Raw genomic sequence first — 12,081 nt, forward strand, 5'->3', positions numbered from 1 at the left:
CCGCCGAACGGTCTTTGGACGATGCACGTGGTGACGAGCAACGGATCACGTTCCGGAAACACAATATAAAAACCGTCGTTTGACGTATTGTTGCACATGAGTTTGGAGGGAGAATTATCGAGCGTTCGGTTGACCCTCGACCTATGGCACCCGAACTGTTGGGCGGTCGAGTCGACCGATCGAACGGGGGGTGGCGTGCTCGCACACGCGGTTTACAACTCGCCGACGACCGACGGGAGTCCGGAGACGGTACGCGGGCTGTTTACCTCGTTCGGCGACACGTCGGCGGAGGTCGAGCAACTCCTGGACGCGATCCGTGACTCCGACCACTCGGGCGAAGTGTTCGAACTCCAGGAACGGTTCGGCCGCGCTCGCAACGCCCCAGGTAACGTCGTCCGCGAGTTCTTCCTCGAGTACGACCCGAGCGAGATGGTCTGCCCGACACTGCTCGAACACGGGTTCGTCCACAGCGCGCCGGTCCGCATCGAGGACGGCAGCGAGGAGTGGAATCTCTGTTTCGCCGGCGACCGATCGGCGATCGACGACTCGCTGGACGACGTCCGCGAACAGACCGGTGCCGAGGTGACGGTGACCTCGATCACGACCTCGGAGGAACCCGAGCGCTCGACCCGCAACGAACGGCTCGACACGCTGACGATTGCCCAGCGCGAGGTGTTCGACCACGCCCGCGAGACCGGCTACTACGAGTGGCCTCGCGAGACTACGACCCGCGAACTGGCCGACGACATGGATCTCGCGAAGTCGACGCTGCTCGAGCATCTGCGGAGGGCCGAATCGAAACTGCTTGATCCCTGATTGGTCCTGAGTCCGTGTGCACAGACAGCGTGCCTCGGGTTGGTACTTGTTCGACGAAGCGCCTGACTCACTCAGACAGCAAACCGTCTCAGCCACGGAAATCAATGATTTCTGATGGGCTGCACGAGAACGCCGTTCTCGTGAACGCCATCGGTCCGTCATGCCGACGAGTCGTAAACCAGCAACGCTCTTGTGGCGGAGATTGTTGGTGACTCATAGCGCAGTTTTGAGGATGGTTTTCAGCGCTTCTTTTCCCGGTTTTCGATACACGCGGCGACGGAGCTGGAAGGCTCGGAGATACGGCGTGAGCTTGTCCTTGGAGACGCCTCGATGGGGCGAGAGCCAGGATCGCGCCAGCGATCCGTGGCTCTCGCAGGTATTGACGTGAACGTCTCCATCGGCGTATTCGCCGTCGCCGTGGACGACGTATTCGCGGTCGAATGCGTCGTCCTCATCAAGCGGTTCGTACGCTCGAAAGCCGTCGGCATAGACCGTGAGCCACTCCTCTTTACGGTCAGCAAGGAGGAGTCGAATCGTCGATTCATCAGCGGCTTTCGCTGGGATCACGTAGCGGTCGCCAGTGCCGCGATCAGCCAGAATGAACACGGGTAGCTTGTCCTGTTCGTACGATCCTCTTCCGCGCGTGGATAGGCCACGCGAGCGCGACGGACGGTCGCGCTCGCGGCCTTTGAGTCCGGCTTTCACGTACAGTTCGTCAATCTCGACTGGTCCTTCGAGTTGTGGCTGAGGCGCGTCCAGCGCTCGCAGGAAGCGCTGGACGCGCCGGTACACTGTTTTGTAGGAGACATCAATCTCTACGTCTAACTGCCGAAGACTGGTGTTGAAGCGGATGTAGGTGTAGACGGCGAGAAACCACTTCCTGAGTTCGACCGCTGAGTGTTCAAAGACGGTGCCGGTCTGATCGGTGAACGTGCGGTCGCAATTCTTACAGCGATATCGCTGAAACACCCGATAGCTGCCGTACCGAATCGCGGATTCGGCACGGCAGCGTGGGCAATAGACGCCGTCACGCCAGCGAACCTGTCGGAGCAGGTTCGCGGCGCGACGCTCCGAGACGAACGTCTTGAGTGGAATCATGCTTTCGTCGGGTGGCGCGATAATGAGTGACAGAAGTTTTGGGCGTGGGCTAAGACGAACGGGGTAATGGGAGGAGACCGGCGGGGCGAGCTCGTTCGTCATCTGAGCGAGGAGGAGTTGGATCGTCTGCTGGACGAAGCAGACGATCCAAAGGTCGTCAAGCGGCTCACCTTTGTCAAACGTCTCTACAAGGGTGCAACGTACGAAGAAGCAGCCGACGACGTTGGGAAATCTGCGTCGACTGGAAGTCGCTGGGCACGTCGATGGAACGATGGCGGGCTGGGTCAGTTGACACCGAACTTCGGGGGCGGAAGGCCCCCGAAGCTCGGTGACGAGGAACAAGAGTGTCTTCTAGAACTTCTCCGGGAGGGACAGCCCTGGAAAGCACAGGAAGTTCACCAGCTCTTGGACGAAGAGTTCGATGTTGAGTACCATCCGGATTATCTCGGTCGATTCCTCCGGAATCTCGGACTGTCTTACGCTAAACCACGTCCAAAACGTCCCTCACGGCCAGAAAATGCAGATGAAATCCTCGAAGAACGCGTCGCAGACGCGTTCGACGAGGAAACAGAGACAGCACATAACAAGCGTCCCGAGGATGAGGACGAAGGCTGGGTTCTCGACGACGATATCTGTACAGATGGAGGAACTATCGTCGGTTTTTGTGACGCTTCTCATCCGCAACCATACGACAATTCGCATCGACTGTGGTACGTCGATGATCCGACACTCGAACGACCGCTGGTGAAGCTTGACGAACCAGCGGTCGGGTGCTATACGCTCAACGGCGAAAGTGTCCTGACCTTTCCTGAAGATCAATCGAAAGAGAACATCTGTGCCCTATTGGAGGAGGTCCGCGAGCAGAATCCGGGAACGCGGATTCTGCTCGTCTTGGACAACTTCTCGTCTCACATCTGTGAGCACACGCGCAAGCGCGCACATCAACTCGGTATCGATCTCGTCTTTCTTCCGGTCGGTTCACCGCATCTCAATCCAATCGAGCAGGTCTGGAAAGTGCTCAAACGGAATGCTTCACCAATCGTCGTGGCGAGCGAGAGCGCGTTCCGCACTCTCGCTCGCCGCCTCTTCAACACCCTCACCGATCGACTTGGATTCGCCAAGTCTTGGATCGACCAGTTCCTCAGTCCATATTTGCAAAAGTTATCTTGATCATTAACGCGCCACCCTTGCCCGCCACGACTTTCAGCTACTGCTGCGGGCTGACCAACAATCCTCTACCCATGAGCGATACGGATATTTACGTTCTGCTCGAGAGACAGCCGACGGAGGGCGCGATCTCCTCCAGCGATTCCGACGCCAGCGGACTCGAGAGTTCGTAGTTCAGCCCACCACAGTCCCAGAACAGGCTCTCGATGCGCCCGTCCCGGTGGTACACCGTGTTCCCCTCGAACTCGAGGTTGGTTTCCTCGAGCACTGCGGGTTCGAATCGCTGGACCTCTCGAACCGCGAGGAACAGTTCCCGTTCGGGCAGGGCGGGATCGACGTACCACTGCGTCGTGGTGGTGCCGAACCCCTCGCCCTTCTCGACGATCGTGATCCGATCGAGGACGTACGGTTCGGGGAGCTCGGGCTCCGGAAGCTCGTAGGGAGCTCGTTTCTCCGCAGCCGCTCGAGTCTCGAAGATTCCCTCCGGTTCGGTACCGATCTCCACGACCTCGGCGTCAGCCGGTGGCTCGTAGCTGAAGGGTCCCCGCTCGAGCCCCGAATCGAGCGCGAGGTCTTCGTAGGTGACGGTCACGCGATGGAGTATCTCGCCGTCCGCGTCTCGAACGACGTTGCGTTCCTTGACGGGGTACCGATACTCGTCGTCGATCCAGATCGATCGCGAAACCGTCGCCTCTTCTGGGTTGTCGACCGGCGTCTCCTCGAGCGGAATCCGATAGGTCGTCTCGCCGACGAGCAGATCGATCGAGCGGTCTATTTCGACCGAGTTGGGATCGGCCTCGATCCGGTGGGCCGTCCGCCCGTTGACGGTGTCGTGGCCCTCGTAGTCCAGGTCGTATCTCTCGAGCAACTCCTCGAGAACGAGTCGCGTCCGGTCGGCGACGACGCGATTCGGGTGGTGGCGCTCGGTTACCACGTCGTCCTCCGGATAGGATTCCCAGGTGACCGCCCGACTCCTGACCGAGACGGTCCCTGGTGGCGTGTCCGGGTCGTCTGACTCGAGCACTTCGAGTCGCTGTTCGCCGGGCGGTCGCTGGACGATCCGGTCCGTTCGTTCGACGGTCGACATCGCCGTCGTCATCGTCATCGTTCGCCGGGCCTCGAGCGCGGTTAGCCTGGTACGGGTCTCGAGTGCCTCCCGAAGTAAGTCGTCGCTCGAGGGCGGCCCGCCAGGATCGACTGCAGGAACTGCGAGACAGCCCGCGAGTCCGAGCGCGCTCGTCGCGAGAAACTGACGGCGGCGCATATCGGTTCGGTTACATCGATTGTTGATAAGTGTACGGGTTCACTAGTCGATTCTGGCATCGTTCTCGAAACCACGAACCTATGTTCTATCCGCCCGGAGTGATTCGTATGTTAGACGTCGATACCGACCTTGCGCCGCTTCGATGCCATCTCGACGCCGCTGGCGTCGACGGTTACTTGATCGACGACGACGCCTCGGACGCAGACCAGCGGTACGTCTCTGGTTTTACCGCGCCCGATCCGTACCAGACGCTCGTGACTGACGACGGCGTCCACCTGCTCGTCTCCGGACTCGAGTACGGCCGCGCGAAATCGGACGCCGACGCAGACACCATCACACGTCTCTCTGCCTACGACTATCGGGAACTCGTCGCGAAATACGGCGCTGCCGAGGGGAAGATCCACGCACTCGCTGCGTTTCTCGAGGATCATGGCGTCGACTCGGTTTCGGTCCCACGGAACTTCCCGACGGGAACAGCCGACGGGCTCCGTGATCATGGAATCGAAATCGACCTCGAGTCCGAGGGGGTCGTCGAGGAGATTCGCGCGATCAAGACCGAACCGGAACTCGAGGCGATCCGGGAGAGCCAGCGCGCTAACGAGGCCGCGATGGCTCGTGCAGAAGCATTGATCGCCAGTGCAGACGTGGCCGGCGACGGAACGCTGCTCACCACGGACGGCGACCCCCTGACGAGCGAACGCGTCACGGAGGAGATCGAAGTCACGTTGCTCCGACACGGCTGTGGCCTCGACGACACCATCGTCGCTTGCGGGGTCGACGGTGCAGACCCACACGACCGCGGGAGCGGCCCACTCGAGGCCGACGAACTGATCGTGATCGACATCTTCCCGCGGAGCAAGGAGACGGGCTACCACGCGGACATGACCCGGACGTTTGCTCGCGGCGACCCCGGCGTGGAAGCCCGGCGACGGTACGAAGTCACCCGCGACGCCTACGAGACTGCACTCGAGGCCGTCGAGGCCGGCGTTACGGGTGCGGATGTCCACGACGCTGCCTGTGACGTGATCGAAGCGGCCGGCTACGACACCCTGCGCAGCGATCCCGACACCGAGACGGGCTTTATCCACAGCACGGGCCACGGCGTCGGACTGGACGTCCACGAACAGCCAAGCGTCTCTCCTTCGGGCGGCGAACTCGAGGACGGACACGTGATCTCGATCGAACCCGGTCTTTACGACCCTGGCGTCGGCGGCGTCCGCATCGAGGACCTCGTGGTCGTCACGGAAGACGGCTACGAGAACCTGACCGACTACCGGGTGGGACTCGAGCCGACGAGTTGATCGGCCACAACTGCCGTCACCCGCTCTCTGTTGTCGTTTCCACTGAACAAGCTATATTCGTCCTCGTCAAAGGAGTGGTATGGGAACGATCGACGTGAACGGGAGCAACGTGGCCGTCATTCTGGTCGTCGACCAGAGTGCGGGCGACGTTCGGTTGCTCGAGGAAGCGTTCGCCGACGGCAGCGTCGCAAACGCCGTGTACGCCGTCTCCGACAGTCCGGAGGCGCTCGCGTTTTTGCGGCAGGAAGGCGACTACGAGGACGCGCCGTCGCCGGACCTCGTGCTTCTCGATCTTGGGCTTCCCAGCCGGGACGGTGGAGGGCTGCTAGCAGAACTCAAGACAGATCCGGAGCTTCGACCGACTCCCGTGATCGTCCTCACCGGTTCGGACGCCGAGGAGGACATCCTCCGGTCGTACGACCTGAACGCGAACGCCTACATTCGGAAGCCGGTCGAACCCGAAGACTTCCTCACGATCGCTCGAGCCATCGAGGACTTCTGGCTGGCGCTGGTCGAACTGCCGCCAGACGGGGAGTGACGAGACACCAGCGACCGGAGTCGTCGCTGCGACGGCACCGACACAGCCCGCTATCGGGCCGACTCGAGTGCGATCCGCTCGCCGACCTCGAGTCCGCTCCGCAACGCGGCGTGGACTCGTGCTTCGCCAGCGATCCAATCGCCGAGACAGTACAGCCCCTCGCTCTCGGCGCTTCGAAGCGGGCCGCTGGCCGCGCCATCGTCGGCCAGCGCGTACCGCCAGCCCTGGTGGTCTGTCCAGTCGGGGTCGGTGAGACGGTCGTCCTCGAGTAACTCGGCCGTGATCGCCGCCAGTTCCGAGAGTGCCTCTTCGGGAGCGGCGTCGTAGTGCTCGGTCGACCACTCGGGACTTGCCTGGACGACCAGCACCGACTCGCCGTCCGGGACGTGGCCGGGTTTACACTCTTCGCGTGCGATCCAGCCGATCTCGTGGCCCTCGTCGGTGTTGATTAGCGCGTAGTACGGCACGTCGCGTTCGAACGGATAGTGGAAAACGCCGGTCCAGATCGTCCGGTAAGGGACGGCGTCGACGGCGTCGACCAGTGTCTCGCGGAGTTCGGCAGCCCACTCCGCTGTGCGGAGGAGGGCAGCGGTCTGGGGTGCAGGCGGATTCAGCAAGACGATATCGAACGGCCCCCACGCCTCCCCGCTGTCGTCCTCGAGTCGCCAGACGCCGTCGTCCCGGCGCAATCGCTCGACGCGGATGCGCCGATAGACGTCCGCGTCGGTCCGGTCGAACAGCCGTTTCGCGATCTGGGTCAGTCCCTGCCGGTAGGTCCACCTGTGCTCGTCGCTCTCCCGGCCCGGCGATATCTCGCCGTCGCGATCGAACGTCCAGATGGGTTCGTCGATCTCGACCAGCCCGTCCGTCTCGAGCGTCCCAGTGAGCAGTTCAGTAACTCGTTCGTCCGCGGATTTGACGTAGTTGGCCCCGTAGTCGTAGACGACGCCGTCGCGACGCCGCGTCGCCGCACGTCCACAGAGCCCACCGGACTTCTCGAGGACCGTTATAGTGGCCTCCTCGAGGGTTTCCGAGAGCACGTACGTCGCGGCTGCTGCAGCCGCACCTGCGCCGACGACCCCGATCCGTTTCATGGTCGCCACTGTGGTGTGCTGGCCCAAGTATTCTCGTGCTACTCTAGCAACCACGGCAAGTTATTGGACACCTGATCGCACGGCGGCGATGCAATCCGTGTGGGGGATCACAAGTGCGGAGTGACTTCGTTGGCCTCAACTGAGCTGTGCCGAATCAGCCGATCAACAGACGTCCATCAGGACAGAGAACGTATGCCATCGACCGTTCGACCTGTTACCAACCTGTTCGACAACTCACTAACTGTTTGTCTCTTCATCACATCGTTGCAGGTTCTACCGAATCAGTACCCACGTTGGGAGTCCAAGAGTGAATATTGCGATTCCGACGTACAAAGTCATCGCGATGGACTCGATCATTCTCCTGTTCTCGGTTCCTACCCTGTCTGCTGTATAGTTGCGGACGCAAGGTCACACGAGAGCGGACTCACTTTCCAAAGCAGGTGACGACTGATACGGTTTACTGTAAGTCATTTCCGGCACAACCGCGACCCGGGCGACGGTTGCGCCGGTAAATCGTTACAGTAATCCGTATGATTGGGGACGAACTGTCTGGAAGAATCGATACTGGTTTCGAGCCTCCCGAGCTAGTTTTCGCAGAAAGCCAATCCCGATTATCTGTCTCGACAGAACCGACCAGTTACAAGGCCCAGGCGTTCGATCCCGACGTATGCCTCGAGAGTACGACAAACTCGTCCGGGAGGCACTGTCTAGTTCAGCACCTCCTCGGCTGGTGTTCGACCATCGAGTGCTTGATTCGGCCGATCGTGGTTATAATGATGTCTGAAGCGTCTCAGCCACCGTCTTGCGCTCGTTGGACTGCCCCGCCAGAAGGAGTGAAAGCGGTCGATCTGCATTGGGACGGTCTGAACCCACTTTTCGACGTGGTTTCGATTACTGTAGTTGAGCTGGCCGCTCAAGTCGTGGCGTGCAAGGGGAGTCAGATAGCCGCCAGCATCGACAAGAAACTCCGAATCGCCGATCTCGTGTTTCTCGATGAGACGGTGTAGGAACGCCGCCGCGGGGTCAGTCCCGCGGCGACTGAACACGTCAATTTCGAGCAGGAGTTTCGATTCTGTATCGATCGTCGCGTACAGCCACTTTGTCTTGCCGTCGACCTCGATCTGTTTCTCGTCGACCGCGACCCGCGACGACGCTGCCGTCGGCGGGTCGCTCTGCGCCTCCCAGAGTTTGTGCGTCCAGTTCCAGACCGCGCCGTGAGAACGGCCAATGCCGAGGAATTCGAGCACTGCGACGACTTCTCGAACCGATAATCCCATCGAATGGAGACGCACCCCGAACACCCTGACGGGTGTCTGGGTGCGCTCGTTCTCCCAAACCTCATCACAATCTACGTCTACGGTCTCTTTGAGCAGGTTGGCGAGTTGCACGAGCACTTCTCGCCACCACCTGCTCGTTCCTCAAACTCTCATCTAGACAGTGCCTATGGAAGGATCGTTATGGTGCTCGGTCGAGATTGTGGACGAGACACGCAAGGGTGAGTTCACGAAACTGCTTCCACCAGCGTCGTGAACGGACGAACGCACCGTACTTCCGCTTGAGCGTTGAGTTGACTGTCTCTGATTGACTCCGTTGGCCGTAGAGGTCAGCGTCTAAGCGTGCATTCCATGCCTTGTGAAGCGGTGTGAACTCACGATGCTTGATTAGTGGGCGAATCTCGTGTTGACGGGCAAGCCGTCTGATTTTCTGGTCGTCGTAGCCTTTGTCACCGAGCAGGATGTCGATAGTCTCGGGGTTGCGTTTGATCAGCGACGGAGCGATCTGGCTATCGTGTTTTCGTGTCGTCGTCACGTGTAAATCAAGGACTGCGTTCACTTTGGAATCGACCAGCAGTGTTACTTTGAGTTGCTGAATCGTGAGTTCGGCGCGTTTCGTGTAGTGTTTTGAGGCGTGACTGCGGTCGAATCCCGAAGCATCGATTCCCGCAACGCCGTTGGTCAGGAGCAGTGAAACAGAGAGATTGAGCAGCACTCGCCAGACAGCCATATCGAGTCTATCGAACGCTTTGCACAGTGTTGATGGAGCAGGGAGTTCAGTGAGATTGATCGCGTTGCGAATACGGGGCATTTCGATGAGTTCGTCGAGGAGTGTACGATAGGTTGTGTTCTTCCGAACCGTGAGACAGAGGAGAACGATGTGTTGATGGAGCGTGTAGCGTTGTTTCGAGAACTTCGAGGAGTATCGAGCTACGGCACGTTTCGCTAACTGAAATGCTTCCTCGACAAATCAGAGCAACCGAGACTTTGGGAGGGGCTGCATCTGCTCAAACTACCGACTGAATCTGTAACTCACTAAGGATTTCAACAGAGCCGCGGAGTACTAGTTACTGTGCCGACCGGAGAGATCGTCGATCCGGAGTTCGTACCAGGTAGACTCGAACTCGTCGGAGTCGACAATTTGGACGGCGTCCGTCGAATCGTCTTCCCGTCGAAAGAACAGGGGGGCGAACCGATCGGAGAAGTCGCCCTCACTGACTGCGTGGATCGTTCCCGTAACGATGACGCTCTGCCACGAGTCGACGTCTTCGTAGCTGTAGACTGTCAACGTCACCTCCGACGACGCAGCAGCGAACGCCTCTTTTTTGCTCTCGGACGTGCTGACGAATCGGACGATGAGCCGGTCGTTGTCCTCGTCGTAACTGTACGATACCGGGAGGCCATACCCCCGGTCTTCGGCCCCCATGCTCAACACGCCGTTGTCTTTCGAGTCGAGGAACGAGCGTTTTCGTTCCGGCCCCATCTCCGTTCCGATCTTCGGGGGGAGATCCGACATGGGTATAATCGGGGGTCTCAGGCCCTTAGCTGTTCGGGAAAATTCGATGATCTGGAGCGAACGCCCTCGAGGTGGTGAGACGGATCGTGCGGTCGGCCGGGACCGCCACGGCAGCAGACGCTATTGTCTGAACTCCTCGAGACCGGCTTACAAAAATCGGATGGGTCGGTTCCGCTGGCCGTTATGTGCCTGGTTTGCCGTTGCGACGGTGGATTATCAGGAGAGCAACACTGAACGCCGCGGCAAGAGCGACGAGGCCGCCAACACCGAGAACGGGGGTCGTATCGGCAGCGTCGTCAGTTTCGTCGTCTGCTCCGTTTTCGGTAGCGGTTTCGTCGGTCTCGGTGTCAGCGTCGTCGACACCGGTGTCTTCCTCGTCGTCGTCGGGCATCGCCCACTCTTCCGGCTGTGCATCGACGTTGGGGTTTGCAATCTCCCAGCCTTCCATCTGCGCGATAGTGGTATGGATCTCCGTCTCGAGATCGGAGGCAAGTTCCAGCGCCTCCCAGGCCTGCGATTCCGAGTAGTCGGCGAGGTACTCTTTGGCCTCTGTCTCGTCTTCTTCCCACAGCTCGGCAGCCGTTTGTTCTTTCTCTGCCTGTCGCTCGAGCGCTGCATCCTCGAACGATTCGATTTCGTCCGTTACCATCGGCTCGATCTCGTCGTAGCCGAGGAACTTCAGGTTGCTAAGCGCCTTGAACTGCCAGAATGCGGAGTCTTCACTGTACGTGTCCGTGCCCTGCGTATACGGTTCGGGGAACTCGTCGAGCGCGGGGTAGTGCGGGACGTACGGGCTTGCAAGCGGCGTGCCCATCGATACCCACGCGACGTCGGAGATCGGCGTCGGTTCGTCGTCGGTGAGTTGCAGGACGTGTGACTCGATCGTCGAAGTCGTTCCGACGGCTCGCGGCGGATCGTCCGCTTCTAGCGGATTGTGTTCAGTGTCCTGATAGTGGTATCTGGTGTAGTCCATCACGTCTTTGACGGTGATCTCCTCTTTCGGCTCCGCCGTCAGCGGATAATCCCTTGTATCGGGGCCGGGGACCTCGTCTCCGTCCCACGGTCCGTCGGCGACGCCGAAGTGGTTGAGACCGCCCCAGACTCGCATGTAGTTGTACGACGCGTAGTCGTCGGCCGTTCCGTATGCCTTTGCGAGGTGGAAGTCCTCAGATTCAGGATCGTACAGATCGTTCTCGGCTGCAAACTCGACCAAGTCGTCCGACCCTTTGTAGTTCGGGCTGTCGAGGTCGACTTCGCCGAGCACCATCGCGTTGGCTCCGACGAAGTACTCGTCGTCGGGGATCTTGTGTGCGGCCCAGTGGTGTCCACTCGCGGTCTCGAGATACCAGACGTCCGTTCCGTCGCCGATCGCCATCCCGAACGGCTGCGTGACACCCTCTTCCTCGACGATTTCGCCGACCAGTTCGACACCTTCTTCGGGCGTGTCGGCCCGCTGGGCTACGAGCGTGACGACACTCGCTTCGTGAATGCCGTCCTCGACGAGCGGGTCAGCCTCTTCGGCGTCCTCGTTCAGACTGACCGTCGTCGTCGCAGTCACGCCGACACCCTGGGAGTTGATCGCAAACTGTTCGAACAGTCCCCATTCAGTCGTCCAGTCCTGTGCCGAGTTGTACGAGTACGTTTCCTCCGGCAGCGGCCACTCGAGGCCGTTGAAGGCTTCGAACGTCGCACCCTCGGGGTGGGTTTCGGACGGGACGTGTTTCAGGTGTTTTGCCCAGTTTCCGTGGTAGTCCTCAGTTCTGGACATCAATACTGAATCACTGGCACTAGCCTCTTTCCCGACGAGTATCATCGTACAACCTCGATCGTCCTTGTAGTCGGCGTACTCCGGAGGCTCGTTCTCCGTGACTGGCTCCGGTTCAGCGTACTCCTCTCCGGGAGTGTCGGCTGTCTCTGTCGGTGTCGCTGCGGCTACCGGTGCGAACACTGACAATACCATCATGACCGTGAACAGTACGGCTATTTTTTTCTTTGTCACATGTCGTGTAGCGA

Annotated in this window: 10 protein-coding genes and 1 pseudogene; 4 read left to right on the forward strand and 7 right to left on the reverse strand. The window is 60.0% G+C overall.

What is annotated here, in order from left to right:
* Positions 1–96 precede the first annotated feature (96 nt).
* Positions 97–816 carry a helix-turn-helix domain-containing protein gene (locus tag NATGR_RS16125; protein WP_015233813.1) on the forward strand — a complete coding sequence of 240 codons (720 nt, stop codon included), beginning with the start codon at positions 97–99 and terminating at the stop codon, positions 814–816.
* Positions 817–1,029: 213 nt separating this feature from the next.
* Here the strand turns inward: NATGR_RS16125 and NATGR_RS16130 are convergent, their stop codons facing one another.
* Positions 1,030–1,914: an IS1595-like element ISNagr6 family transposase gene (locus NATGR_RS16130; RefSeq protein WP_015233814.1), complete on the reverse strand. Its 885-nt coding sequence runs from the start codon at positions 1,912–1,914 to the stop codon at positions 1,030–1,032.
* 66 nt (positions 1,915–1,980) lie between these two features.
* Here NATGR_RS16130 and NATGR_RS16135 point away from each other — a divergent pair, with 66 nt between their 5' ends.
* Positions 1,981–3,084 carry an IS630-like element ISNagr8 family transposase gene (locus NATGR_RS16135; RefSeq protein ID WP_015233380.1) on the forward strand — a complete coding sequence of 368 codons (1,104 nt, stop codon included), beginning with the start codon at positions 1,981–1,983 and terminating at the stop codon, positions 3,082–3,084.
* A gap of 88 nt (positions 3,085–3,172) precedes the next feature.
* Here the strand turns inward: NATGR_RS16135 and NATGR_RS16140 are convergent, their stop codons facing one another.
* A complete protein-coding gene (locus NATGR_RS16140; protein ID WP_005576960.1) occupies positions 3,173–4,345 on the reverse strand; it encodes a LolA family protein in 1,173 nt (390 codons plus the stop codon).
* 80 nt (positions 4,346–4,425) lie between these two features.
* Between NATGR_RS16140 and NATGR_RS16145 the strand changes: the two genes are divergently transcribed.
* Positions 4,426–5,646 carry a M24 family metallopeptidase gene (locus tag NATGR_RS16145; RefSeq protein ID WP_005576958.1) on the forward strand — a complete coding sequence of 407 codons (1,221 nt, stop codon included), beginning with the start codon at positions 4,426–4,428 and terminating at the stop codon, positions 5,644–5,646.
* Positions 5,647–5,725: 79 nt separating this feature from the next.
* On the forward strand, positions 5,726–6,184 hold the full coding sequence (locus tag NATGR_RS16150; protein ID WP_005576956.1) for a response regulator: 459 nt from the start codon (positions 5,726–5,728) through the stop codon (positions 6,182–6,184).
* Between the two features lie 50 nt (positions 6,185–6,234).
* On the opposite strand, the gene NATGR_RS16155 is transcribed toward NATGR_RS16150, so the two are convergent.
* The 5 genes and pseudogenes from NATGR_RS16155 to NATGR_RS16175 form a co-directional block, all read right to left on the reverse strand.
* The gene (locus tag NATGR_RS16155) at positions 6,235–7,278 is read right to left on the reverse strand and encodes an NAD(P)/FAD-dependent oxidoreductase (protein WP_005576954.1); all 1,044 of its coding nucleotides are present in this window, start codon (positions 7,276–7,278) and stop codon (positions 6,235–6,237) included.
* Between the two features lie 707 nt (positions 7,279–7,985).
* A complete protein-coding gene (locus NATGR_RS16160; RefSeq protein WP_049887875.1) occupies positions 7,986–8,666 on the reverse strand; it encodes an IS6 family transposase in 681 nt (226 codons plus the stop codon).
* 67 nt (positions 8,667–8,733) lie between these two features.
* Positions 8,734–9,555 (reverse strand): annotated as a pseudogene (locus tag NATGR_RS16165) (IS5 family transposase).
* 60 nt (positions 9,556–9,615) lie between these two features.
* A complete protein-coding gene (locus tag NATGR_RS16170; protein WP_005576951.1) occupies positions 9,616–10,068 on the reverse strand; it encodes a pyridoxamine 5'-phosphate oxidase family protein in 453 nt (150 codons plus the stop codon).
* A gap of 181 nt (positions 10,069–10,249) precedes the next feature.
* Positions 10,250–12,031, reverse strand: coding sequence for a C69 family dipeptidase (locus NATGR_RS16175; protein ID WP_139222420.1), 1,782 nt, complete (start codon positions 12,029–12,031; stop codon positions 10,250–10,252).
* Between the last annotated feature and the right edge of the window lie 50 nt (positions 12,032–12,081).

This window comes from Natronobacterium gregoryi SP2 (assembly GCF_000230715.2).
Classification (GTDB): domain Archaea; phylum Halobacteriota; class Halobacteria; order Halobacteriales; family Natrialbaceae; genus Natronobacterium; species Natronobacterium gregoryi.